Source organism: Streptomyces sp. NBC_00986 (genome assembly GCF_045162565.1).
Classification (GTDB): Bacteria; Actinomycetota; Actinomycetes; order Streptomycetales; family Streptomycetaceae; genus Streptomyces.
The window spans coordinates 5866737-5890928 of record NZ_CP108733.1 but is presented as its reverse complement, the minus strand read 5'-3'; the positions used below and the strand labels follow the sequence as shown (position 1 = coordinate 5890928).

The window sequence follows — 24192 nt, the reverse complement described above, 5'->3', positions numbered from 1 at the left end:
GAGGACCGACCACGACCCAGGAGGGACCAATGACCGTTCACAGCACCATCGTTCACGCCACCGTCCACATCCCCGAGGGACGCCAGACCGTGGCCGCCGTGGAGGACCGCTTCCGGGCGGGCAGCCCCGCCGTACCGTTGTCGCGCGGGGTGCTCCAGCGCATGTACGGCCTGGCCGAACGCATCGTGGCCGACGACCTGGAGCAGCCCTCCGACCTGGCCGCGCACGCGGCCCGGCGCCTGTTCGAGGACACCGGCACCGACCCGGGCGCCGTCGACCTGCTCCTCTACGCCGGCATCCTCGCCGACATGGAGGAGCCGGCCACCGCCCATGTCGTCGCCGACAAACTCGGCCTGGGCTGCCCGGTGTTCGACCTGAAGAACGCCTGCAACGGCGTCCTCAACGCGCTGGAGGTCGCCGACGCGTTCATCCGCAGCGGGCAGTACCGGCGGGTGCTGGTGACCACCGCCGAGGTCAGCACCCGGGAGAGCCGCTGGCAACTGGACGACCCGGCCGACCTGTTGACCGCGCTGCCCAGTCTCAGCACCGGCGACATGGGCTCGGCCCTGCTGGTGGAGGCGGGTGACCGGCCCGGCATTCTCGGTTCCCGGTTCTTCGCCAACTCCTGGGGCTGGCGCGCGGCGACCCTGCCCAACCCGTACGCGCAGCACCGCACACTCGGCCATCTCCGCATCGACTCCGCCCAGTTGGTGGGCTCGTTCGAGGGGCTGCCCGGCAAAGTCCGGGGCGCGCTGCGGGAGTTGGGCGTCGAGGGCGACGACCTCGACCTCGTCTGTGTGCACCAGCCGTCGGTGCCGTTCACCAAGGTCGTCTGCGACTGGGTGGGCGTGGACCCGGGCCGCATCCTGGCCACCTTCCCCACCCACGGCAACGTGGCGACCAACACCATCCCGCTCCAGCTGGCCGCCGCCCTCGACAGCGGCCGCCTCCAACGCGGCGACCTGGTGGGCATGTTCGGCTTCGCGAGCGGGGCGAGCGCGGGGGTGGTCGTGTGCCGCTGGTGAACGCCCCTGGCGAGAGCCGCCGGTGAACCGCGACACCCCCCAAGCCTCCGACACCGTACGAACGTGAAGGCACACGGCACCATGACCACGACCCGCACCCCCAGAACCCCCCACTCCCCCCGCATTCCACCCCTCCCGCCCGCCCAATGGCCCCCGGTCCTGCGGTCGTTGCTCGCCGACTCCCGGCAGGACGGCCCCGGCCGGGAGAACCTGTTCGGCACCCTCGCGCACCACCCCGTCCTCGCGCACGCCTGGCTCTCCCTCGCCCGGGTCCTCACCCACGAAGGCACCCTCGGCCACCGCAGACGGGAGTTGATCGTCCTGCGGGTGGCCCATCGGCTCGACGCGCCCTACGTCCACGGCCGGCACCGCACCCCGGCCGAGGACGCGGGACTGACGGCCGTGGAGATCGACGCGACGGCGGCCGACCTGGCCGTCCACCCCTGGCAGCCGGAGGACCGCGCCCTCCTGGAGGCGGCCGACCTGCTGGCCGTCAACTCCTCCGTTCCCGAGGGACTTTGGGAGCGACTCGCCCGCGCCCTCACCCCCGAGCAACTCGTCGAACTCCTGGTCCTGGCCGGCCAGACCGCCACCATGTGCACCACCCTCAACACCCTCCGCACCCCCTCCGACCGGCAGCCCACGCTCACCGTGCTCCTGGAACGGGACCGCTGTTGCAGCGCGGGCCAGTGCGTGGGCGTGGCGCCCGAGGTTTTCGAGCAGGACGAGGCGGACGGCCGGGTCGCGCTGCTCGTGCCGGAGCCGGACGCGCGGTACGCCGACGAGGTGCGCTTCGCCGCCGACCTGTGCCCCAGCGGGGCCATCACGCTCGTCGACCACGAGGAGACAGCCCACCCATGACCGCGACCGTGACCACCCTCAACCTCCCAGCCCCCTACGACGGTTGCCCCTTCGACCCGCCACCCGCCTACACCGCCGCCGCCCGCGATGCCGCCGTCACCCGTGCCGTGCTGCCGGACGGCACCGCGTGCTGGCTGGTCACCGGGTACGACGAGGTCCGTGCCGTGCTGGCCGACGCCCGCTTCAGCGCGGACGCGCGCACGCCGGGGTTCCCGTTCCTGTCCGCCGGACAGCGTGAACTGGCCACCGCCAAGCCGAGTTTCATCCGCATGGACGACCCCGAACACGCCCGCCTGCGCCGCATGGTCACCAAGGACTTCCTGGTCAAGCGCATCGAGGAACTGCGTCCTGGCATCCAGGACATCGTCGACCGGGCCGTGGACCGCATGACCGAGGGGCGTACCTCGGCGGACCTGGTGGCGGACTTCGCGCTGCCGATCCCGTCGCTGGTCATCTGCCTGATGCTCGGGGTGCCGTACGAGGACCACGACCTGTTCCAGTCGCTCAGCCGCACGCTCCTCGACAACCGCACCAGCCGACCGCAGGCGGAGCAGGCGCATGCCCGACTGATGGGCTATCTGGCGGAGTTGGCGGAGCGCAAGCGGCGTGAGCCCGGTGACGACATCCTCAGCCGGCTCGCCGCCCGCGACGACCTGACCGACCAGGAGACCGCTTCACTCGGCTTCCTCCTCCTGGTCACCGGGCACGAGTCCACCGCCAACATGGCCACCGTCAGCGTGCTCGCCCTGCTGCGCCGCCCCGACCAGGCAAAACTCCTGCGCGAGCAGCCGGAGTTGGTGCGGGGCGCCGTGGAAGAACTCCTGCGGCACCTCACGATCATCCACCTCGGCCTCGGCCGGGCGGCGACCGAGACCGTGCGGGTGGGCGAGGTGACGATCCCGGCGGGCGAGGGGGTGATCTGCATGCTGTCCACCGCCAACCGCGACGAGCAACTCTTCGCGTCCGGCGCCGACTTCGACCTCACCCGCGACGCCCGCCGCCATGTCGCCTTCGGCTACGGCATCCACCAGTGCCTGGGCCAGACCCTGGCCCGCGTGGAACTCCAGATCATCCTCACCACGCTGCTACGACGCCTGCCCGGTCTGCGCCTCGCCGTCCCGGCGGACCAACTCACCTACAACCAGGACAACATCGTGTACGGCCTGCGGGAACTCCCGGTGGCCTGGGCCTAGTTCAACGTCAGAACACCCGGCCCAGGTCCTGCTGCACGATCGTCCGCATGCTGTGTTCGGCGAGTGCGGCGATCGTCATGGACGGGTTGCAGGCACCGGTGGAGCCGGGGATGCGGGCGCCGTCCAGGACGTAGAGACCCTTGTGGCCCAGGACGCGGCCGTAGAGGTCGACGGCGTCTCCCATCGGGACGCCGCCCAACGAGTGCCAGGTGGAGGGGGCTTGGGCGTTGGTGTCGATCATGAGGCCGCCGCCTGCCGTGGCGATGTCCTGCATGCGACCGGCGATCAGCTCCTGGAGCGCGGCGTCCGTGTCCGTCGGCCAGGTGAGGACGGCGTCGTCGGTCGAGGCGTCGTAGGCCCACGTGCCCGCGCCGTCGACGATGCCGAAGCCGACGACGGTGAGGGCCGTAACTCCCGGCTGCTGTATGGGAGATCCGGCGTGCACGACCGTCAGCGGGATGGAGCTGCCCGGGTCGCGGCCGCCTACGCAGGCCGGGCCGCCCTGTTGGGTGCCCGCGTCGCCGGTCGGGTTGATCCAGGCCCAGATGCGGTCGCCGTTGTTGCCCCAGCCGGTGCCGATGGCGTCGGGCAGGTCCGGAATCAGGTTCTTGGCACGGGACTTGACCAGGAGACGGGTGGTGCCGGGCGAACCGGCGTTGAGGAACACCGCGTCCGCCGTGATGCGGATCTGCTCCTGGACGGTGCCTGCCGTGTTGATGCGGTCGACGGACAGCACCCACTTCTTGTTCGCGTCCATCGCGAGGTCGCGGACGATGTGGAGGGGCGCGACCTGCACGAGGCCGGTCGACTCCGCCTGCGCGAGATAGGTGACGTCGATGGAGTGCTTGCCGCCGTTGTTGACGCCGAAGGCGATGTCGCTGGTGGTGTAGGTCGGGTCGTACAGGCCCTCCAACTCGCCCCGGGCATAAGCCCAGTCGATGGGCAGCGGGACCTTGAACGGGGTCAGGCCCGCCTTCGGCGCGATGTTCTGGAAGAGCCGGGACGACTTGTAGGGGTCGGAGGCGAGCACGTCGTAGGGGATGGTGGAGATGCCCAGCATCCGGGCGACGGTCGGGTAGGCCCAGAGGTCGAGGTCGTCGTAGAGGCCGGCCGCCTGCGGGATGGAGGTCGCGAAGTCGGCCTTCGTGGGCTGCAGGGTCATGCCGTGGTACATGATCGATCCGCCGCCGACGGCCGCTCCGCACATGGCGGTCATGCCGTTTCCCACGACGGCTTCGAGCACGCCGGTGTAGGGGGTCCAGGTCTGGGTGCCGCCGCCGACGATGGCGTGGTCGGTGAGCCAGGCGGAGCGGTTGTCCATGGTGGCGAAGCGGCAGAACGTCGTCGCGTTCGGGCCGGTCGGCCAGCGCTTTCCGCGCTCCAACACCAGGGTGGAGACGCCGGCTTGGGCCAGTCGTAACGCGGTGACTCCGCCGCCGAAACCGGTGCCGACGACGACGGCCCGTTCGCGGAGTTCGGTGACGGCGGGCGCGGTCGCTGCCTGTGCCTTGGTGGTGCCGGCCAGGGTGGCCGCCGCGCCGATCGCCGTCGCGGCGAGCAGGCCGCGGCGGCTGAGGGTGGGGTGGGGGGAGGTGGGTTCGGGCATGGGGGGACTCCGGCAACCGTAGGGGGAGTGCGAGTCGCCGGGAGCGTAGCGCGGTTGAGCATGCCACTGTCAATAAATGGAAATGTAATTCTCAGATTGGAGAGTCACGCTGTCGACAATTGGTGTGGCGGTTCTGAGTGGGTCCCCATCACGTCCGGTGAAGCCGATCACTATGAAGTGCCGGATCTGTACACTCCGTTACCCGTCAGAACCGTGATCGAGGGGTGGGACGGTGTCGGTGACGCCAGCGGCCGGGGACAGGATCGACGGCCGGTATCTCCTGCACGAACCCATCGGCACCGGCGGCATGGGCGTCGTCTGGCGGGCGTGGGACGAGCGGCTGCAGCGCTGGGTCGCGGTCAAGTGCGCACGCCTGGACGACGATCGGGCCACGCGACGGCTCATGGGCGAGGCGCGCAACGCGGGGCGGCTGCACCACCCGAACATCGTGGCCGTCTTCGACTACATCGACGAGGGCACCACCTGCTGGATCGTCATGGAGTACGTCCCCTCCCGCAGCCTCGCCCAACTCATGGCGGAACGCGGACCGTTGGCGCCCGAGGAGGCCGGGTCGATCGGCTGCCAGATCGCTGACGCGCTGGTGAAGTCGCATCGCGCGGGTGTGGTGCACGGCGATGTGACACCGGAGAACATCCTCGTCACCGACGAAGGCGTCGCCAGACTCACCGACTTCGGGATCTCCCGGGCCCTGGGAAACGACGCCACGCAGAACACGACCGGCACCGTGCGCGGCAAACCCCGTTACCTGGCTCCCGAGTTGGCGAAGGGGCAGCCCGCGGGTGAGAAGTCGGACGTGTTCTCGCTGGGTGCCTCGCTGTTCGCGGCGGTCGAGGGGCAGTCGCCGTACGGCGAGGCCGAGCACCTGATGACGTATCTGGCCCGGGCCGTCGAGGGACGCATCGAGCCCACTCGACAGGCAGGTCAACTCACCGGGCCACTGGCCGCGTTGCTGGAGGTGGAACCCGGGGACCGGCCCGACGCCGCGCACGCCCGGAAGCTGCTGACGCGGGCCGCGCCGCCGCCCGCGCACATCCAGGAGCAGTTGGCCGACCGTCGCACCCTGGACCTGGAGTCCTCGACCCTCCGGCTGGGCCCGCTGTCCCGCCGTACCCGGGACGTCCTCACCCTCTCGCTGCCGCGCCGGGTACGCCGCCGTCCGCTGGCGGTCACGGCGGTCGCGCTGGTGACGGCCGGTGCGGTCGCGGGCGGGCTCGTCCTCTTCGGCCTGTGGGACTCAAAGGGTGGGAGCGACAAGGGTGTCGGCCTGGCGGACGCGAAGTCCTCGGCCGGCGCACGGGCCGGAACCATGGGCGACGAACGGACGGCGGACCCCTGCGGGCTGGTGGACGCCGCCTCGCTCAGCCGCTTCGGGCACACCGAACTCGACCCGGACTACGGGGAGATCGACCGGTGTGACGTCCTCGTGGACAACGCCGGCGGTGACGACATCGCGGACGTGCAGGTCAACCTGGACGCGGACCGGGACGAGTTCGACGACATCCAGTCCACCCGCCTGGTCGGCGGCCTCACGGTGGTGACGATCAAGCGGGACGACAAGACCTGCGAACGGGCCGTCCTGCCCACCGACGGCACGCAGATCCGGGTCATCGGGCAGCAGTTGGCCAAGTCGTCGCCCGACCCGTGCCAACTGGCCGACGCCGCCACCGATCAGGTGGTCGGCGTCCTGGCCGACGGCCCGGTACCCAGACGGACATCGGCGCCGGCCGTGAACTCCCTGGCCCGGCTGAACGCCTGCACGCTCCTCGGCGCCGCCGACCTCAAGCAGGTGCCCGGCGTCCGACTCGCCAACCAGGACCCCGGGTTCGGGCGCTGGGACTGCGACTGGTCCAGCGACGACGGCAAGCGCGAGGTGGAGATCCAGTTCAGCCGGGACAACTCGCTCGACGCCGACGACGGCACGCTCGTGAACGTCGCCGGCACCAAGAGCTACTCCATCGCGGACGAGGCCGAGGACGACAGCTGCACCGTACGGACCCCGCACCGCACGTACACGGACCCGGTCGGCGAGGAGACCACCGAGCTGTTCCAGCTGACCGTGTACGCACCGCGGCCGAGCAGCCAACTGTGCGACACGGCAGCGGAGTTGGCCGGGACCGTCGTAGGGAACATCGCGAAGCGACTTCCGGCGCACTGACGGCTGGACCCGTCCGGGCGGTCTCAGGGCTGCACCGGCATGGTCCAGCAGTTGGAGGCGGTGGGCCTGCCCGCGAGGCGGTCGGTGAGCCAGGAGATCGCGTCGCCCTGGTCGGTGAGCAGCGGCGCGAAGTGGTTGAGGAGCGCGCTGCCGACACTGGGCAGGACGACGGCCTTGTACGTGACGTCGCCGCCCAACGCGCACCAGTCGAGGGCGAGTTGGCGAGCCTGCGCGTGCGGGACGAGGTTGTCGCTGACGCCGGTGGCGAGCCGGACGGGCCCGGACGGTTTCAGCCTGCCGATGCGCTGCTCGTCGAGGAACTTCTGGAGCGCGGGAGTCGAGGCGATGATGTCGCCGATGGACTCCCCATCGGTGGTCCAACTGCTGCTCCGCGTATAGCCGTAGCCGAGGAGCGCGTCCGCGACGCACATCGTCGACAGATCGGTGAGCGCGGCCTTCCCGGCGTCGTTGAGATGTGCCTCCGCAAGGGGCTTCAACTCCGGGTCGGACTGCAGGAACCCGTTGAGCGACCAGCCCAGCGCGCCCGCGAGTTCGCTGCCGTCGATGGCCTTGGTGACGGAGGTCAGATCGGCGGGCGGGGCACCGGCGTACGTTCCGGAGAGGGTGACGTCGGGGGCGTAGGAGGACTGGAGTTCGGCGGCGGCCGCGGTCGCCCCGCCGCCCTGGCTGTAGCCGTAGAGACCGACTGGTGAGTTGGCGCTGACGGATGCCCCGCTCACGGAACGCGCGGCGCGCACGGCGTCCAGCACCGCGTGTGCCTCGTCGATCCGGTTGACGTAGGTGTGCAGCCGGTCGGTGGCACCCAGCCCCACGTAGTCGGTGACGACGACGGCGACACCTTCGGCGAGGAGCCGGTAGATCGCCAGATCCTCGTAACCCACCGAAACCGTCTGGCTGTTGAGGGACAGCGGGTGCTCCAGCCCCATGGACGCGGAGCACTGGTCGCCCTGTCCCAGGGTGCCGGGGGCGACGGCGACGAGGGGGCGCGGGCCGGCGCCGGACCAGTCGGCGGAGGGTTCGACGTAGGCGCCGGTGACGGCGACGGGCTGCCCGTTCGAGTCGGTGGACTTGTACATCAGGCGGGTCGCGGTGCCGGGCAGGGTGCTGCCGTCGAGGCCGGGCAGGCTCAGGGCGAGGGGGAGGGGCTCGCTGCGGACGAGGGTGCCGTCGGCGGCGGGCAGGGTGGTGGGCGGGTTGTAGAACTCGGGGATGGTGACGCCTCGGGAGACGACCTCGTCCGAGGCGGTCGCGGCGGTGGCGGTCGTGAGGGCGAGGGCCTGGGCGGTGAGGCAGGCGGCGGCGGTGATCGCGGCGGCGAGCAGGTCTCGTGTGCGTGCGGGCATGCGTGCGGGCATGGCGAACCTCCTGTGGAGCGGCCGTCCGGAGAATGGTTCGCCTGGAACTTACCTGCGGGTAAGTTACTCGTGATACCCGTCGGTAGGTTACGTTTCGGTAATGTGACTGACTGTCAGCCGATCCTGTGAGCCGGTTGTCAGCCGATGCTGTGAGCCGGTTGCCGGCCGGCCGTCATCGCGCCGCCGTCATCGCCACCGCCACCCGCTCCAGCAGCTCGGCCACGGCCTGCGGCTCGCTCACCATCAGGTCGTGACCGGTGTCGATGTCCCACAACCGCCCGACGGCGCGCGCCGGTTCGAGGTCCGCCGGAGCGCGGTAGGGCAGCGTCGAGGTGCATACGATCTGGGACTGCGGAAGCGCCCGCACGCCCGCCTCGTTCGTGAGCCGCAACGGCTGCTCGAAGCACTTCCAGGGGTGGGGCGTGATCTTCGGCGCAAGCCAGGCGATGTCGTCCGGGTCGGTCAACCCGTAGTGGGGCATGGGCCCTTCGCCGGGAAAATTGACGAGCTCCACCCCGTCCACGACCCGCCCCATGGCGCGGGAGGCGCCCATCAGCTCCGGTGCCAGTTCGGCGAGGGACTGTCCGTCGGACGGAGTGGCCGCGTCCAGGTAGACGAGGTGGCCGACGCGGTCGAGGGCGCGGTCGGCGACACCGGTGATGACCATCCCGCCGTAGCTGTGCCCGACCAGAACGGCGTCGAACAGCCCCTCATACACCAGGAGTTGGACGACATCGGTGATGTGGGTGTCGAGATCGACCCCGGGCGTGAGCAGATGGGCCCGCTCACCGAGCCCGGTGAGGGTCGGGGCATGGACGTCATGCCCGGCCGTCCGCAGGATCCGCGCGACGCGCTGATAACACCAACCGCCGTGACTGCCGCCGTGCACGAGAACGTACGTGGCCATGAGGCGCTCCTGTCCAACAACTGTCGGATATCCGTCAGGTGTTGGGGAGAATAGTGTTACCGCATGCCAGCGCAACCCCCCGAACGCCACGGAGTTCCCGACCCCCGCGTCGCCCGCTCCCGAGCCGCCCTCGAAGCGGCCCTGCGCGACCTGGTCACCGAGCGGGACCTGCGCCAGATATCCGTCGCCGACCTCACGAAACGCGCCGGCGTCAACCGCTCGACGTTCTACGAGCACTACGTCGACGTCCACGACCTGGCGGTGGCGGCATGCACGGCGACGTACGACGAGTTGGTGGCCGTAGCGCCGATCCCGCACGGCCAACTGACCGCCGACGGCGCCCCGTTGCCGAACCCCCTGCCCGCCCTCTTCACCCATGTCGCGGCCAACGCCCCCCTCTACCGCGCCCTCCTCTGCGACGAGGGCAGCGCCCGGATGATCAACCACCTCCTCCACCGGATCACCCTGGCGGCCCGTACGAGCCGAGGCCTGCCCGCGAACACCGACACCACCGACCCGGTCTCCGCCTTCCTCGCGGGCGCGGTCCTGGGCACGATCATCGACTGGCTACGGGGTGACTGTCCGGGGACGCCGGAGGAGATCGGGGCGGCGATATGGCCGTATGCGGTGGCTTGCGCGGAGGTCTCGGACATCCCCTCGATCTGACCAACTCCCGGGTGCGGACTGGGGTGTTGCGGTCCTTCTCCATGGCATGTACTTTCCATCATGGAAAGTACATGCCATGCCATGCGGTGGAGGTTGTCATGAACGACGGCTCGCGGGACCTGGATCTGCTTCAACAGCAACGGACGGCGTTGGCCCAGCGGTTGAGGCTTCCGTGGTGGTATCTGGCGGCGACCGCCGCGCTGATGGCTGTGCTGCTGGGCCTGCCGTTCCTGCAACCGCGCTACGTTTCCGACGATGCGGGCCAGGCCACTTCGCTGGTGTTGATCCTGATCCAGTTCGGCTTGAGCCGCCTGCTGGAGAACACGACCGGTGTGAAGTACCGGAGCCGGAACATGTACTACCCGTCGGCCCGACCCGTCATGTGGGTCACGTGCGCGGTGGCGGCGGCGTCCGTCGCGGGTGAGGGCGTGCTCCTCAGGAGCGGGGACACCGTGCTCGCCGTCACGGTGGTGGTCGTCACGGTGGCGGCGCTGGTGGGCATTCTGCTGTGGCAGAACGCGGCGATCCGTCACGACATCCGGCAAGGACGAGCGGTTTCGCGATGACCGGACATGAAGGGCGCGGGCGACTGGACGAGATCATCCATCCGGTGACCCGGCTGTCGATCTGCGGACTGCTCGCCGCCGGCCCGCAGTGGGTGGAGTTCTCCGTCGTGCGGGACACCGTGGGGGTGAGCGATTCGGTGCTGTCCAAGCAGTCCCGGATCCTGGAGGACGCCGGCTACCTCGCCGTACGCAAAGGGGCGATCGGGCGACGGCCACGCACCTGGTTCCGGCTCACCGACGAGGGCCGCACCGCGTTCACCGAACACCTCACCTGGCTGCAGAACGCCGCCCGACTCACCGCCGGCCAGGCACCGGCCGACGACGGCGACCCGGAGAGCTGAGGAAGGGGGCGAGGCCCTTGCGGTTCGGGTCGGGCCCGGCCGAGCCATGCCGGCCCCCTTGGCGAAATCGACGGGCTCGCAGTGGCTATACATCGAGAGTATACGTCATGTGTATAGTGCGGGGGCATGGCTACCGTAACCGCGTCCCGTTGCGACACCCCTGTCACCGTCCTCACCGCGACCGCGGCCTTCGGGCTGCTGCTCGGCTGGGCGACGTACGGCCTGCACGGGACGACGCCCCTGTTGGAGCGGGCGACCAACTCGGTGTCCACCTGGATCATCTGGACTGCCGCGGCCGGTGCGCTGATCCGTGCCCGGCGGCTCGCCCTCTGGGGCGGGGCGGTGATGATGCTCGCCACCTGTGGCGGCTACTACGCGGCGTCCACGCTCGGGGACACGTTCGGGGCCGGGGGGCTCGGAACCGCCGCCGTGTGGTCGGTGGCGGGGCTGGCCGGCGGGCCGCTGCTGGGGTGGGCCGGGTGGACGCTGCGGCGCGGGCGGGGGGACGTGCGGGCAGTGGCCGGGGCGGTCATCGCGACGGTGGTGCTGGGGGAGGCGCTCTGGCTGGCTCTGGCGCTCCACTACTGGGGGGAGGCGGTCGTCTTCCTGGCCGCCGGCGCGCTGCTCACCGTTCTCCTGACCGTCTACCTGGCGCGCGCGGGAGTGCACCGCTACTGGCTGTGCGCCGCGCTCGCTCCCGTGGGCGGCCTCGCCTTCTACCTCGCCGAACAGGGCATCCTCGGCGCCCTGCTCGGATCGGTGTGACTCTGTCCAACTCCGCACTCGGTCACATGTGTTGGTCTTGCGGGAGGCGTACGCCTTCGCGCTGTCCCGCGTCACTCGACGACAACCGCCGGGTGATCCGGTCGAACAGTTCCGACAGCGGTTCGCCGACCTCCCGGCCGAACTCGGTGAGCCCGTACGTGACTTGGGGCGGTGTCGTCGGCTCGACCTCGCGCCAGAGCAGGCCGTCCTGGACCAGGGTGCGGAGGGTCTGGGCGAGCATCTTCTCGCTGATGCCCTGGATGCTCTCGCGGAGTTCGTAGAAGCGGAGGTTGTTGGTGCGCAGGGAGATCAGCACCCAGACGCCCCACCTGCTGGTCACGTGGTCGACCATGTCGCGGGCGAGGCAGTCGGTGTGAAACACCTCATACCGCGGACCCGGCTCGACCCTTCTCTCCTGCACGCCTTCCGTCATGTTATGAGCTTACCTCGGGGTATGTACTTACCGAAAGTTAGCCCTGCTCCTAGCGTGAAGGCCGTAGAAGTACAGGCGACAAGGGAGCTGAACATGATCGTGGTGACCGGGGCTACCGGGAACATCGGCCGGCCGTTGACGCGGGCGTTGGCCGGGGCGGGGCAGCAGGTGACGGCGGTGTCACGGCACGCGCCGACGGCGACGCCGACAGGGAAGGCGTCGTTGCCGGACGGGGTTCGCCATGTGGCCGCCGATCTCGCCGAACCGGCAGGTCTCGAGCCCGCGTTGGCCGGAGCGAAGGCGCTGTTCCTGCTGCTCTCCGGCGATCTGCACGCCACCGGGGCCAACCCGGCCGACATCATCGGCGTGGCCGAGGCCGCCGGGGTCCGCAGGGTCGTCCTGCTCTCCACCCAGGGCGTGTCGACCAGGCCGTTCGGTGCGACGCGGGTCGCCATGCGCGCGCTGGAGGACGTACTGCGGGAGTCCGGCCTGGAGTGGGCGATCCTGCGGCCGGGCGGCTTCGCCTCCAACGCCCTGTGGTGGGCCGAGTCCATCCGCGCGCAAGGGGTCGTAGCCGCGCCCTTCGGCGACATCGGGGTGCCGATCGTCGACCCGGCGGACATCGCCGAGGTCGCGGCGGCCTGTCTGCTGGACGACCAACACACCGGCGGGGTCTGCGAGTTGACCGGCCCGGAGGTGATCACGCCGCGCGGGCAGGCGGAGGCCATCGCCGCCGCGCTGGGTTCGCCGGTACGGTTCCACGACCTCACCCGCGAGGAGGCCAAGGCCGCCATGTCCCGGAGCATGCCGGCGGAACTCGCCGAGGACACCCTGACCATCCTCGGTTCCCCCAGCCCGGCCGAACTGCGCATCAGCCCGGACGTCGAGCGGGTCCTCGGCCGCGCCCCGCGCCCGTTCGCGGACTGGGCCGCGCGCCATGTCGACGCGTTCCGCTGACACCTGCCCCGGACGTGTCCTGAGCGCGCGCTCTAACCCCGGTCGCGCAACGCCTGCGCCAGCGCGTTCATGCTGATGTCGACGATCGCGCCGAGCTGCTTCCCGCTCGCTCCGGCCCGGCTCATCACGGCCAGCGACTGATTGACCGCTGTGATGTGCGTGGCGTGGTCCTCGGCGTCACCCTCGGTCAACTCGGCTCTGCGCAGGGCGGTTTGGAGCCGCGCGCGCTGCAGCCCCACGGCTTCGATCGCGCGCGCGGCGATGGCGGGGCTGAGCACGGGTATCGCCATCGCGGTCTGGGCGACCAGGCAGCCGTCCGGTACGGCGGGGTCGGCGATGCGGTGGAGGGTGACGTCGAAGAACGCCCGGATCGCCGGCAGCGGTTCCCCGAACACCCCGGAGGAGAGCGCCTGTTCGTACTTGTCCCCGTACCGGAGGGCGTACCGGTCCAGGCATCGCAGATAGAGCGACTCTTTGTCGCCGAACGAGGAGTAGAGCGAACTCCGGTTCAACCCGGTCGAGTTGGAGAGATCGTCGAGCGAGGTGTCGGCGTACCCGTCCCGCCAGAACTGGACCATCGCCGCGTCGAGCGCGACCTCCACGTCGAACTGCTTCTTCCCGGCCATCCCACACACACCCCGTCCTCGACCCGGCCCATCCTATCCTGAACCAAACGGTTCAAGATGAGCTAGCCTGGATACATGACCGAAGCCGACAGCACCCCGAACGGCTCACCCGACCGGAATCCGGCCCCCACCTCGGTCGCCGTAGCCGCTCTCCCGCTGCGCGACCTCCCCGGCTTCACCCACCGCTGGGCCGACGCGGACGGAATCCGCCTGCACGCCGTGGAAGGCGGCAGCCCGAGCGCCCCTACGATCGTGCTGCTCGCCGGATTCCCGCAGAACTGGTGGGCCTGGCACAAGGTGATGCCCCGCCTCGCCGAGCGCTTCCACGTGATCGCGGTCGACCTGCCGGGCCAGGGCCACTCCGACCGTCCCGCAGAGGGCTACGACAGTCACACCCTCGCCGCGCGCGTCCAGGCCGCGCTGACCGCGCTCGACGTACCGAAGTACTGGCTCGCCGCCCACGACATCGGCGCCTGCGTCGCCTTCTCGCTCGCCCTGAAATACCAGGACCACCTGCACGGCGTAGCCCTTCTCGACGCCGGCATCCCCGGAATCACCCTCCCGGACACCATCCCCACGGACCCCGAACGCGCCTGGAAAACCTGGCACTTGGCCTTCCACCAGGTCCCCGAACTCCCCGAAACCCTGATCACCGGCCGCGAACAGGCCTACGTGGGCTGGTTCTTGAGAACCAAAACCCTCTCCCCGACGACCTTCGACACCGCCGAGATCGACTACTACGCCGCCTCCATCGCAGCAGAGGGAGGTCTCCGAGCGGCCCTCGCCTACTTCCGCGACGCGTCGGAATCAGCCCGCGAGAACCGAGCCGCTCTCGCTTCCCTGGGCGGCCACCTGACCATCCCGGTCCTCGGAATCTCCAGCTCCCACGGCTCCATCCCCGACATGGCCGCGTCCCTCAGCCCCTGGACGAAGAACGTGACCGGCGTGGTCGTCCCGGACGCCGGGCACTTCATTCCGGAGGAGCAACCGGGGGCGGTTGTGGGGGCGTTGAGGGCGTTCGTCGATGGCGCGGGGGTCGGGTAGGCCGGACTTGCGAACGAGGGCACCGGGAGCGGCACGGCATGGTCTGGCCCGGTCTGGCTTGGCTTGGCTTGGCCGAACGGTGGCACCTTGTCGAAGACGCCCTAGTGGTGGGGCGATGTGCCGGCTGCTCGGACCAGGGCTCGGGCCAGGGCGGTGCTCTCCGGGAGGCTGTCGAGCGAGAGGGGCTGCGTGGCGATCGCACCCTCGTGCAGCACGAGGAGTCGGGTGGCGAGGGTGGTCGGGTGCGAGCAGCCCGCTGCGACGGCGAGTTCCTCGAACAGGTTCAGCAGCCAGAGCTTCTGGTTCGCGGCGATGCGGTGTGCGGGATGCGCGGGGTCGGGGAGTTCGGCGAGTGCGTTGATGAAGGCGCAGCCGCGGGTGTTGGTCTCGCTCCAGGTCCGCAGCGCCTCGAAGGGTGCGGTGACGGCCTGGGCGGGAGTGTCGGCGGCGTCGACCGCGGCACGGACGAGCGACCGCCAGCGCTGGTCGCGTTCCGTGAGGTAGGCCGCCACGAGGTGGTCCTTCGAACCGAACTGGTTGTACAGGGTCCGCTTGGTCACCCCCGAGTGCTCGGCGATCAGATCCACGCCGACCGCGGTGATTCCGCGGTGGTAGAACAACTCCTCCGCGGCCGCCACGATCCGGCGGCCGGCCGGCGTCAACGGCCGAGTCTCCTGCACTGCGGGCCCCTTCACTGATCGGTGTACGGTGAGGCATGTTCACCGATCAGTATACCTGCGAGGAGGCTCAGGCGATGAGTACGTCCCGGTTCATGCGAGCGGTACGCATCACGGGCCACGGAGGACCCGAGGTCCTTGAGCTGACGGAGGTCGCCGTCCCTGCCCCACGGGCGGGAGAGGTACTGGTCCGGGTCGGTGCCGTAGCCCTGAACAACACCGACCTGTGGACCCGGGAGGGTGCCTACGGCCGTCCGGGAGACCCCGAGGCACTGTCGGGCTGGCGCGGCCCGATCGACTTCCCGCGTATCCAGGGCGCCGACGTGGCCGGCCGCGTCGTGGCCGTCGGGACCGGGGTGGAGGGGAGCCTGGTCGGACGCCGGGTGGTCGTCGACCCCGCGATCTACGACACCGACGGGCCGGACGCCAACCCGGTGGGCCTGATGGGGAGCGAACGCGACGGCGGATACGCCGAGTACGTGACAGCGCCGGTGGAGCGAGTCCATGACGTGACGGAATCCCCGCTCACGGACGACCAGTTGGCGACGTTGCCGACCGCCTATGGCACGGCACTGGGCATGATCGAACGAGGCCGGCTACGGAAGGGGGAGACCGCCCTGGTCTCGGGCGCGTCCGGCGGCGTCGGTCTCGCCCTGGTGCAGATCGCCCGTGCGCGCGGCGCGAGGGTGCTCGCCGTCAGCAGCGGACCCAAGGCCGGCGCGGTGCGCGAGGCGGGCGCGCACGAGGTCGTCGACCGTGCGGGAGATGTCGCCGAGCAGATCCGCGCCGCCGCCCCGGAGGGTCTCGACATCGCCCTCGACGTCGTGGCCGGCGAGTTGGTGGGTGAGGTGCTGCCGCTGCTGCGCGAAGGGGGCCGGTGGGTCGTCGCCGGCGCGCTCGGCGGCCACGAGGTGACCTTCGACGTGCGCCGCCTCTACCTGCACAACGCCCAGGTCATCGGGTCCTCGATGCACACGCCCACCCACTTCGACCTCCTGATGGACCTGGCCCGCCGCGCCGAGGTCCAGCCTGTCATCGCCGCGACCTTCCCCCTGACCCAGGCCGCCCGGGCGCAGGAGGAACTCTCCCGCAGGGAGCACGTGGGCAAGATCGTCATGCACCCCTGAGCTCCTTTCGCGGGCGGGCCACGAACGGACCGCGGTCACGGTGGTGACGGCGGTGGGGCGTTCACCTGGGTTCATGGGCGGGTGGTCGTCGGAGCCGGGATGGTTGTGGGTCTCGCCTGAACGGTCGTGAACGGGGCGGAATGGTACGGAAACTGAGTCGACGTCAGCATCTCGGACGTTCTCCTTTGCCCTGTTGCTGGTCAACCCTTGGGTGCCTCGGCCGCGAGCGGGGTGGTGTCCTTGGCCGGCGGTGCCTTGATGGTCACGGGCTGGTTGACGTCGAGGAAGGTGACGGTCAGGTCGAGTGGCCCGTCTCCGGTGCCGACCATGCTGTCGTTGTGCTCGGCCCGCATACGGAACTGTTCGGTGCGGCCGTCGCCGTCTATCCACACGTCCATGGTGAGCGGGTCGGAGACCTCCAGCATCATGAACTGATCGAGGCTCCCTCGAATCAGGCTCTTGCTGTCGACCGTCCCCTTGTAGTGCGTGGTCTTGGCGCCGTCGACCGTCTCGGTCCCGATCAGCCGCAGGTCCTTGGACCCGGTCAGCAACGTGGACTGCGCAATGGGGCTTGCCTGCAACTGACTTGGCAGGATGCCGTAGGACTGGTTGTCCACTCCACCGCGTCCCCATACGGCCGGCGCGACCCTGAGCCAGCTCTTGCCGTTCAGCTTCTCGGGACGCACCGCACTCCCGCCGACGTACATCACCTTGTCGACGAACCGGATCTTCATCCGGCCGTTCCCACCCTGGTCGGCCGCAGCGGTCGTCTTCATATTCATACTCATCGCCAGCGGTTGGGTGCTCATGGAGGCATCGGCCTCCAGACGGTCCTTCCCCGGCACGGTCCCGCTGATCCGATAGTGCAGCGACGTGATGTCCTCGGCGTTCTTCCCTGCCTTCGCCACGGCCGCCGCGGGAGTCACCGTGTGCGGGTTGGCAACCGCGGAGCTGCTCTTGGCACCTCCACCGCAAGCAACCGATCCCCCCGCGAGCAGTACGGCCACGAAGGCCACGCTCGTCACTCTGCGCGGTACGGAAACAAGGACGGACATTCCCACAACCCCCCAAGGCAGATGGCACATTCATGCCAAGGCCGTGAGCCTAACGCGGGGTGTGTCCTGAGGCTTGCCGGGGCTTGTGAGGCATGCCCGTCGGGCGGGTTGGCGCCATGTTCGGGGGCCGGATGGGTGGTTGGGCTCTTGGCTTGGGAAGCTGCTGGCATCTGCGGCTACTTCGAGCGTTGACCTGTGTGAACGGCTGTGTGAACGGCTGTGTGACGCCCTCTTCGGCCCGGCGCTCCTTCGTCGTGATTCCCCGCTGTTTCCCCACCCGGTCCGGTGCGGCTGTGGCGCGGTCGTAATGCAGGAGAAGGCCGCAGCATCGACCGTGAAGTCCGCGGTCACGGGATCAGGAGAGCCACCCGGCCTCGTGCAGCGCGTCGAAGACCATCTCGTCGACGGCCGAGACTCGGTTCCGGTCGGCATAGCGGAACCACGCCTTCTCGGCGATCTCCCTCGACGGGGTCAGCTCCCCGCGGTGATCGGCGGTGTAGCAGATCATCCGGAAGGCGCCGTGATCCGGATGGCCCTCGCCGATCTCGAACGTGCCGAAGTGCACCATGGAACCGGGGTCGATCGCCGCCCGCAGTTCCTCGTCGATCTCCCGCACCAGGGTCTCGGCGTCGGACTCGCCCGGCTCACGACGACCGCCCGGGAGGTAGAAGCGGTCTCTGCCGTGGCTACGCGTCACCAACACCTGGTCGTCCCGGACCAGGATCCATGCGACCTTCTCCGGCACTCCGTTGCCATCCGCCATGGCTCGGGACCGTATCGGAGGGCATGGTCTGCGTCAGCACTGTCCGCGCACTTAGCTCGGGAAGCTCGGGTTCTCTGAGGAGGGTAAGTGTTCTGACCTGCGGTGGATCTGGTCCGGTACGCAGGCGGTCGCCGACTTGTTTCCCGCTGTTTCCCGTGGTTCTCCGCAGGATCTGGCACACATCTGGCATGTCCGGCCGCTCTGGGCCGAGAGTCTGAGCCGGTGTCTGATGATGAGGTTGTCGAGGCGTTGCGGACCGTGCCAGAGCGGGGACTTTGCCACCGCCCGCAACACCGGATGCTGTTGCCGCGGCGGAAGAAGTCATCGGGTTCCCCTTGCCGCCTCTCCTACGGCGCTTGTACGTCGAAGTCGCCAACGGTGGATTCGGCCCGAACGAAGGAATTCTGGGTGTGAGCGGCGGGTCCGCGCAGGGCAACTTCGCGGACATCGCTGAGCTGTACCAGGACGGCCCGGATCCGTCCGGCCGCATCTCGGCCGGCCTGGTGCTGATCTATGACTGGGGCTGCACGGTCTGGTCACTGGTCGACTTCCGCGACCCTGCGGGCGCCATGTGGTGCAACCACGAAGGCGAGCAATGGCCTCAGGGTGTGAACCTCACGGAATGGCTGACCAGCACGCTGGCAGGAACCCTAACGGTGGAAACGCTGCTGGAGAGTCAACCCACTTCGTAGGCCAGCCGCGTGGCTGCTCTGCGGCGGCACTTCTCCGTCGGGGCTGCGGGATGAAGCCCCACGACCTCTTTGTCCCGAAGCAACTTGGGTGGGGACACTGCCTTGGGCTGGTGTGCCTCTCACCTGTTGCAACGGCCCGCAGGCGTCCGCGCTTGTGCGCCGCTGTCCGCCTGCGTTGTCACGCAGTTGGACACTCACGGCCACAGCGACTTGCCAGCACTCGCGGCAGCCCCGGGCCGGGGGATGACACAAGGATGCCTGAGTCGCGGAGGCTCGAAGAGCCGCTAGTAGTAACTGCTGTGTACGGCCCAGACGTCGATGACGACCATCGTCAGGACCCACAGGGCCGCGACACCGAAGACGGAACGTTTGACCAATCGGGTCCGCTGCCGCACCACGGCGGTGAGCTGTTCTGTGCCCCTGCCGTCAGGTCGTGGATAGTCCCGCCATCGGCCTGTTCCTATCCAGACTGCCGCCAAAGCCAAGGCGATCCAGACAGTCCACTCTCCTAGCCGTTCACCCAGTTGGTACAGCGTCATCTCTAACCCCCATCCCCAGCACAGAAGGACCCTACTGCGGTCGCGGGACAACAATTCAGTGGGGGCAGATAGCCGATTCGAGGCGGAGAACTTCTGATCTGCAGCTCTCTGGAGATCGGTCGTTGATAGGCCAGAGAGGACGTAGGCAGTGGCCTGTGGGCCGGCGTTGGGCGCTGCCGGTTGCTGGATTTCGTTGGTGTACAGCAGGATCGAAGGATGTCCCGATCAGTAGGCGCGCACACTGCCGATCCGTGCCCTCGGTGCCGGGCTGAAGCGGTCCGTCCGGGCAAGCCGATGACTGTCGGGGGATGCGATGCGGTTGGCTACCACTGCGATCACTGCGCGCATGCGTGGACTCGGCAGGTTGAGGATGACCTGGACGTCTACGACATCGTCAGGGTGGACCTCCCCGACGCCACGCTCTACGGCACCGTCTGGCAGGTGGACGCCGATCGCGTCCAGGTGCGCGGTGCGGGCGGTGGTTGGCTGCGGTGGGTCGAGCGCTGGAGGGTGATCGTCTACTGAAGCCCCTCCTCGCCTGTGTCCAACTGATCGACCGCACTCGGGAATCACCTGGCTTGCTGGCGTCGGCCGCGCTGCGGATGACTGCCGCACGCGCCGGGGGTGCGTGCACTCTTTCCAACTGTGGTGGTGGACCCGGGGGCCTCGAATCGGGCCGTTCACGTGTGCTCATGGGCAGTCGGCTGTGGGAGCGGCTACCGGCTTCGGTCTCGTCTGAACGACCGTGAACGGCGCTGAACAAGACGGACTGAGACGGCGCGGCAGGCTATGGCGGCCGCACAGACTCTGGTACTCAGGCCTGTGCGTCGCCGTGTTCATCGTGGCTGGATGCCAAGGGGATGAACGGGAGCTCGGGGATGCCAAGCTCCTCACGCATGGCCGCTGCTGCGGCCTGGGTGGCCTTGTAGTACGTGTGTTGTGCCGTCTGGAAGGCCCCGTCAGTGACTTGCGCACCATCTGCGAGAAGGTCACGCAGCGTACGGACGACGCGGAACGCGTCGACGCCCAACTCCACTACCCGCGGCGGAGCGAGCATCGTCAGGCCGAAGCGCTGCTCGAACAGACCAGACTCGGAGAATGCCGCACGGACTGCACGCCTGCGTTCCTCCGGTATGGCGTATGTTGCCTCGGCGGCAAAACGCATCCCTTCGGTCGCGCGGGCCAAGTGGGCGAGGTAGGTCACAAAGGTTTCGCGCAGAACGGTCTGCGCGTCGGCCTTTTGGGCGCGTTTCCAGCGGTCTCGGTCCACGACGAACGTTGCGACGATGCCGGCAAGTGCACCGGCTATGGCACTCAGGGGTGCAGTCCAGTCCATGAGAGGCACTGTATTGACTCCCTGAGAGGTGTGTGCCGAAGTAAGAGCGGCACCTGCGAGTGACGCTTTCAGCTTGGAAAACCGCGATCGCCGGGGGCCTGAGGGAACGGCTGGACTGTGGTCCCGTCGGACTTGGCTGCACCCTGTCGGTGGGCCTCCTGCAGCGAAGGACTCCTTTGAGGGGCGGCTATTCGCCCTGAACCTCTGATCGGATCCGATTGATCAGGGCTGTATCTACGGAATGTGCTGACGCGGAGACTTCAGCCACTCTTGAGTTGAGTTGCGAAATTCGTTCAGTGGAGGTGGCACTTCCGTCATGATGGGCTGTAGCTTCCTGCCTGTCCCGGGTCGACTGCAGCCATATGAGGTGTGCCTTTCTGCTGGCCTTGAGGAGTTCCAGCACCTCTGTGGAGCCGAAGGCATTCGTGCGGACGTTCAGGTTTCTCCACTGCTCGGGTGTCGGGGCGTACTCCCCATCGCATTCCGGGTCGTCGATGTCGTCCCGGAATTCTGACCTGCGCTCCAGGTCGTCCATTATCTCCAGGTATACATGTTTTCGCTCCGTCCAGAGCCGCTGATCCTCGGCCAGCTTGCGCTGAGCCGTCAGAGCGGTCTCGGAGACACTGCGTTGCGTGGTGACTGCAGCAGCAGAAACGTCGCGCTGCGTCCGCCCGTTGATACGCGCGCCTAGCCACGCACCGGTCAGGGTGCCACTTATCCCTAGCCCGGCTATTTCGCTGGGTGTGAAATGAAATGCCCCCATCCGGTCCCCCCCCGTGTGCTGCGCCGTCCAGGGCTCTCATCCCAGATCGGCGTCGGTTTTCTTGAGTGTCATGGACAGATCCCGACTCAGTACGTGTACCGCAGAGCTGACGCAGAGACCGCGAATGCAGATCTCGAACGGGTTCGCGTCCGGGAAGAGGAACTGTGCGTCACGTCGCTGCCAGGAGGTCATCAGGTCCTGCCGATCGATCCACGTAATCTGGGAATAGCTGGCGGAATTACCTTCTAGGCGCTTTCCGCCCTTTTCGCACTCGGCCACGATGGTGACCATGAGTGTGGGCTCGATGGCCCCGTCGCGACCCGTAGGGTCGTCGACGTCTGCCTTCGACACGCACCGAACGGAACAGGTTCCCTGAATCTCCCCGGATTCCAGCATGCTCCCGGAGATGATCTTCTTGGAGAGGATGGACTCGACGAGCAGTCCCTCGATCGAGGTTCCCGCGCCGGCGGTTCCGAAGGTGTGGTAAGGCCCCAAAAGGTCCAGATAGCCCCCGTCTTCCGGGATTTCTCCCCGAGTCAGCTGGTCAGCCAAAGCCAGAGGGATTCGCATGGTGGGCACGCTCACCACGCCGGGGTGACGAGGATTCGTCTCCTGTGCGCGCACTGCTACCAGGACCTGAGGCTCGGGTTCACGGCGCAGGAAGGCAACCGAGAGGACGGCCGCGGGGTTCTCGCTCAATGACCTTGCCTTCCACACACCGCACTCATGTTGCACCTCGATCAGGGAAAAGCGCTGAAGGGTTGCGAGAGGATCGTATCCTTGAGCCACTCCTCGCGCCGGTCCAACAGCCGGTTTAGTCTGCCCCGGTGCTCGCTATCATACAGTGATTCCTGAGCCACTTGTGTAATTTTATCCTTATTCCAGGCCAATGCCGTGGCGAGTTCATCCGCGATTCCGCGGGCGGTGGATGCGATTCCTCGGCGAAATAATACAACCTCGAAAATGCAAAAGAATATTTGTTCGCTGGTCCCTTCCCGGTCGATAACCTGGCATCCATGAAAGATAAATCTGTCCTCTGTGAGGTCCAGTCCGCAACTGAAGAATAGTTCGCGCTGGGCGGCCCGGATAAATGCGCTCTGTGGTACGGTCAGCGGCCCGCGTGTGCCATTTGTATTGTAGTTTGCTACCCACATTTCGTCGATCGCTTCAGGGGCCGACTTTCCTTCGGAGAGAGGTATCCTCAGCGCGTCAGCGACCTCCTCCTCAAGTACCCGCGAGCTGAGTAGGGAAAGCTTTCCCAGGTCGTCTGTGCTGTTGGCGGCTGTACGTTTCTTAAGTAGCAGTATTTCCTGGTTTTCGTATGCCGAGCGCACGACGCATATCGCTGTCGGTAGGCAGGTCGGATAATTTTGCAGGATGGTTCCGTGCGGGACGAGTGTGCTGATTCTCAGGTCGGGCCAGTGCTGTGATGCGTCGTCGGTGAACTGCGCCGCCGTGGTCCGGTTGACGGAGTTTGCACGCTCCTGCGGCAGGGGTGCACAGAGAACCTGACGCGTGGTCAGCTCCCGGCTGTCCTTGAGTAGTCGGTGGACCATCCCGCAGGCTGATGGATATGCCGGATGATCTTCGTCCATGGTGACGTACACGTCATCGCCCTGGTCTTTAGTGGGGCCGACCGTGTCCCACAGCCGCCAGTGCTTGCTCCGTAGATCCCTGACTAGCATCGTCATTTCGAGGTAGAGGGCTTTGGTCGCCTTCATGTGAAACCCCGAACTGGAGCTCTGCTCGAATCCGCCAGCCTGGATCGGCCGGATGACGGTCTGGTTGTAGTGGTGGGCACAGTTTCCCATGCGCCGTTGGGCGGTTTCCCAGCGCTGCACTACAGAACCCAGTTGTGACTCACCGCGGTTGGCCAGGATCGATGTTCGCTCGGGGGTGACGTAGACGAAGCGTTCCCACGGGAATGTGAATCCGCTTAGCGCGGCTTCATCGGTCATGGCCTGTATCGCAGTCACCAGGGCATGGGATGCGACACCGCACACGATTACTTCGCTGGCCTCTCTCAGTGATTCTTTCATCTTGGTGAGGGCATCCTCCCCGTGGAGGATTTCCGACAGCGGTTTACTTCCGATTGATAAATCGCTGGTATTGGCGACAAGAGCCCGTCGCCTCATCCGCTCGTCCGAGGCGTCGTTTCCCCCTGTGGATGCCATCGCCCCCCGCTCCTCCGAATCATGCATGCGAACCCGTTTCAGATGTTCCCGGTCCCGCCATGCACGAACCCGGATCCCGCGAGGGCCGTCGTCCACCCGCGCTTCGGCCTTCTGCCCGCGTGGCCTCATGGGCGGCTGGCCATTCGTAGGTGCGTTCGCCGCCACCAACTGCAGTGCTGCTTCACCATTGCCGCTGTTCAGAGGCATATTTTTGAGCATATCGGGCTGATGATTGATCAGTAGCGTGTTTCGGTGGACAGGTTGGTGCAGCAGGCGAGGCGGCGCACCCTCGACCACTTCGACGAGGAGATACGTGCCCGGATGCCCTCGCCCACCGAGGTGGCCGTCGACGCGTACGTCCTCTTCCTCCAACTCCCCGCTTCCTGACCGCGGATTGGGCCACGAGTGGGGGAGCGTGGACGGGTGGTGATCGCGAACACATCGACGCGTGTCACGAGCGCTGGTTGCAGATGCATAACAAGCTCACTCGCCAGCCTGGATATCGGGATGAGTAGTACGACGCG

26 protein-coding genes are annotated in these 24192 nt (G+C 68.0%); 14 read left to right on the top strand and 12 right to left on the bottom strand.

Features of this window, described 5'->3' with window-relative positions:
• Window positions 1-29: 29 nt before the first annotated feature.
• The 3 genes from OG504_RS26095 to OG504_RS26085 all read left to right on the top strand — a co-directional run bounded on the left by OG504_RS26095 (window position 30) and on the right by OG504_RS26085 (window position 3079).
• The gene (locus OG504_RS26095; protein ID WP_405991998.1) at window positions 30-1025 is read left to right on the top strand and encodes a 3-oxoacyl-ACP synthase III family protein; all 996 of its coding nucleotides are present in this window, start codon (window positions 30-32) and stop codon (window positions 1023-1025) included.
• 81 nt (window positions 1026-1106) lie between these two features.
• Entirely contained in the window at window positions 1107-1886 is a 780-nt protein-coding gene (locus tag OG504_RS26090; protein WP_405991997.1) for a ferredoxin, read from the top strand.
• Window positions 1883-3079 (top strand): cytochrome P450, encoded by a 1197-nt coding sequence (locus OG504_RS26085; RefSeq protein ID WP_405991996.1) that lies wholly within the window; start codon window positions 1883-1885, stop codon window positions 3077-3079. Before OG504_RS26090 ends, OG504_RS26085 begins: the two co-directional genes overlap by 4 nt.
• Window positions 3080-3086: 7 nt before the next feature.
• Here OG504_RS26085 and OG504_RS26080 read toward each other — a convergent pair whose 3' ends face one another.
• On the bottom strand, window positions 3087-4685 hold the full coding sequence (locus OG504_RS26080) for a GMC oxidoreductase (protein WP_405991995.1): 1599 nt from the start codon (window positions 4683-4685) through the stop codon (window positions 3087-3089).
• 232 nt (window positions 4686-4917) lie between these two features.
• Between OG504_RS26080 and OG504_RS26075 the strand changes: the two genes are divergently transcribed.
• On the top strand, window positions 4918-6861 hold the full coding sequence (locus OG504_RS26075; RefSeq protein WP_405991994.1) for a serine/threonine-protein kinase: 1944 nt from the start codon (window positions 4918-4920) through the stop codon (window positions 6859-6861).
• Window positions 6862-6884: 23 nt separating this feature from the next.
• Here the strand turns inward: OG504_RS26075 and OG504_RS26070 are convergent, their stop codons facing one another.
• Both OG504_RS26070 and OG504_RS26065 read right to left on the bottom strand, forming a co-directional pair.
• Window positions 6885-8225, bottom strand: a complete 1341-nt coding sequence (locus OG504_RS26070) for a lipase family protein (protein WP_405996428.1) — start codon at window positions 8223-8225, stop codon at window positions 6885-6887.
• A gap of 184 nt (window positions 8226-8409) precedes the next feature.
• Window positions 8410-9144: an alpha/beta fold hydrolase gene (locus OG504_RS26065; RefSeq protein WP_405991993.1), complete on the bottom strand. Its 735-nt coding sequence runs from the start codon at window positions 9142-9144 to the stop codon at window positions 8410-8412.
• Window positions 9145-9207: 63 nt separating this feature from the next.
• Between OG504_RS26065 and OG504_RS26060 the strand changes: the two genes are divergently transcribed.
• The 4 genes from OG504_RS26060 to OG504_RS26045 all read left to right on the top strand — a co-directional run bounded on the left by OG504_RS26060 (window position 9208) and on the right by OG504_RS26045 (window position 11482).
• Window positions 9208-9810 (top strand): TetR/AcrR family transcriptional regulator C-terminal domain-containing protein, encoded by a 603-nt coding sequence (locus tag OG504_RS26060; RefSeq protein WP_405991992.1) that lies wholly within the window; start codon window positions 9208-9210, stop codon window positions 9808-9810.
• 98 nt (window positions 9811-9908) lie between these two features.
• Complete coding sequence (locus OG504_RS26055; protein WP_405991991.1) at window positions 9909-10376, top strand: hypothetical protein; 468 nt, start codon at window positions 9909-9911, stop codon at window positions 10374-10376.
• Window positions 10373-10717: a winged helix-turn-helix domain-containing protein gene (locus OG504_RS26050; protein ID WP_405991990.1), complete on the top strand. Its 345-nt coding sequence runs from the start codon at window positions 10373-10375 to the stop codon at window positions 10715-10717. Before OG504_RS26055 ends, OG504_RS26050 begins: the two co-directional genes overlap by 4 nt.
• A gap of 126 nt (window positions 10718-10843) precedes the next feature.
• A complete protein-coding gene (locus OG504_RS26045; RefSeq protein WP_405991989.1) occupies window positions 10844-11482 on the top strand; it encodes a DUF6518 family protein in 639 nt (212 codons plus the stop codon).
• A gap of 22 nt (window positions 11483-11504) precedes the next feature.
• Here OG504_RS26045 and OG504_RS26040 read toward each other — a convergent pair whose 3' ends face one another.
• Window positions 11505-11915: a winged helix-turn-helix transcriptional regulator gene (locus OG504_RS26040; RefSeq protein ID WP_405991988.1), complete on the bottom strand. Its 411-nt coding sequence runs from the start codon at window positions 11913-11915 to the stop codon at window positions 11505-11507.
• A gap of 93 nt (window positions 11916-12008) precedes the next feature.
• Here OG504_RS26040 and OG504_RS26035 point away from each other — a divergent pair, with 93 nt between their 5' ends.
• Window positions 12009-12872: an SDR family oxidoreductase gene (locus OG504_RS26035; RefSeq protein ID WP_405991987.1), complete on the top strand. Its 864-nt coding sequence runs from the start codon at window positions 12009-12011 to the stop codon at window positions 12870-12872.
• A gap of 32 nt (window positions 12873-12904) precedes the next feature.
• Here the strand turns inward: OG504_RS26035 and OG504_RS26030 are convergent, their stop codons facing one another.
• On the bottom strand, window positions 12905-13498 hold the full coding sequence (locus tag OG504_RS26030) for a TetR/AcrR family transcriptional regulator (protein ID WP_405991986.1): 594 nt from the start codon (window positions 13496-13498) through the stop codon (window positions 12905-12907).
• Between the two features lie 75 nt (window positions 13499-13573).
• Here OG504_RS26030 and OG504_RS26025 point away from each other — a divergent pair, with 75 nt between their 5' ends.
• Window positions 13574-14542: an alpha/beta fold hydrolase gene (locus OG504_RS26025; protein WP_405991985.1), complete on the top strand. Its 969-nt coding sequence runs from the start codon at window positions 13574-13576 to the stop codon at window positions 14540-14542.
• 101 nt (window positions 14543-14643) lie between these two features.
• Here OG504_RS26025 and OG504_RS26020 read toward each other — a convergent pair whose 3' ends face one another.
• A complete protein-coding gene (locus OG504_RS26020; RefSeq protein ID WP_405991984.1) occupies window positions 14644-15222 on the bottom strand; it encodes a TetR/AcrR family transcriptional regulator in 579 nt (192 codons plus the stop codon).
• A 74-nt stretch (window positions 15223-15296) separates the two neighbouring features.
• Here OG504_RS26020 and OG504_RS26015 point away from each other — a divergent pair, with 74 nt between their 5' ends.
• On the top strand, window positions 15297-16346 hold the full coding sequence (locus OG504_RS26015) for a zinc-binding dehydrogenase (protein ID WP_405991983.1): 1050 nt from the start codon (window positions 15297-15299) through the stop codon (window positions 16344-16346).
• Between the two features lie 200 nt (window positions 16347-16546).
• Here OG504_RS26015 and OG504_RS26010 read toward each other — a convergent pair whose 3' ends face one another.
• Window positions 16547-17401, bottom strand: coding sequence for an LppX_LprAFG lipoprotein (locus tag OG504_RS26010; RefSeq protein ID WP_405991982.1), 855 nt, complete (start codon window positions 17399-17401; stop codon window positions 16547-16549).
• Between the two features lie 355 nt (window positions 17402-17756).
• The gene (locus OG504_RS26005) at window positions 17757-18164 is read right to left on the bottom strand and encodes an NUDIX domain-containing protein (protein WP_405991981.1); all 408 of its coding nucleotides are present in this window, start codon (window positions 18162-18164) and stop codon (window positions 17757-17759) included.
• 275 nt (window positions 18165-18439) lie between these two features.
• Between OG504_RS26005 and OG504_RS26000 the strand changes: the two genes are divergently transcribed.
• The gene (locus OG504_RS26000; protein WP_405991980.1) at window positions 18440-18856 is read left to right on the top strand and encodes an SMI1/KNR4 family protein; all 417 of its coding nucleotides are present in this window, start codon (window positions 18440-18442) and stop codon (window positions 18854-18856) included.
• A 938-nt stretch (window positions 18857-19794) separates the two neighbouring features.
• Complete coding sequence (locus OG504_RS25995; protein ID WP_405991979.1) at window positions 19795-19920, top strand: hypothetical protein; 126 nt, start codon at window positions 19795-19797, stop codon at window positions 19918-19920.
• A 289-nt stretch (window positions 19921-20209) separates the two neighbouring features.
• On the opposite strand, the gene OG504_RS25990 is transcribed toward OG504_RS25995, so the two are convergent.
• The 4 genes from OG504_RS25990 to OG504_RS25975 form a co-directional block, all read right to left on the bottom strand.
• Window positions 20210-20731 (bottom strand): hypothetical protein, encoded by a 522-nt coding sequence (locus OG504_RS25990; protein WP_405991978.1) that lies wholly within the window; start codon window positions 20729-20731, stop codon window positions 20210-20212.
• A gap of 187 nt (window positions 20732-20918) precedes the next feature.
• Complete coding sequence (locus OG504_RS25985) at window positions 20919-21494, bottom strand: hypothetical protein (protein WP_405991977.1); 576 nt, start codon at window positions 21492-21494, stop codon at window positions 20919-20921.
• A 36-nt stretch (window positions 21495-21530) separates the two neighbouring features.
• Window positions 21531-22193, bottom strand: a complete 663-nt coding sequence (locus tag OG504_RS25980; RefSeq protein ID WP_405991976.1) for a hypothetical protein — start codon at window positions 22191-22193, stop codon at window positions 21531-21533.
• A 41-nt stretch (window positions 22194-22234) separates the two neighbouring features.
• The gene (locus OG504_RS25975; RefSeq protein WP_405991975.1) at window positions 22235-23875 is read right to left on the bottom strand and encodes a hypothetical protein; all 1641 of its coding nucleotides are present in this window, start codon (window positions 23873-23875) and stop codon (window positions 22235-22237) included.
• A gap of 45 nt (window positions 23876-23920) precedes the next feature.
• Here OG504_RS25975 and OG504_RS25970 point away from each other — a divergent pair, with 45 nt between their 5' ends.
• Window positions 23921-24055, top strand: a complete 135-nt coding sequence (locus tag OG504_RS25970; RefSeq protein ID WP_405996646.1) for a hypothetical protein — start codon at window positions 23921-23923, stop codon at window positions 24053-24055.
• The last annotated feature ends 137 nt before the right edge of the window (window positions 24056-24192 follow it).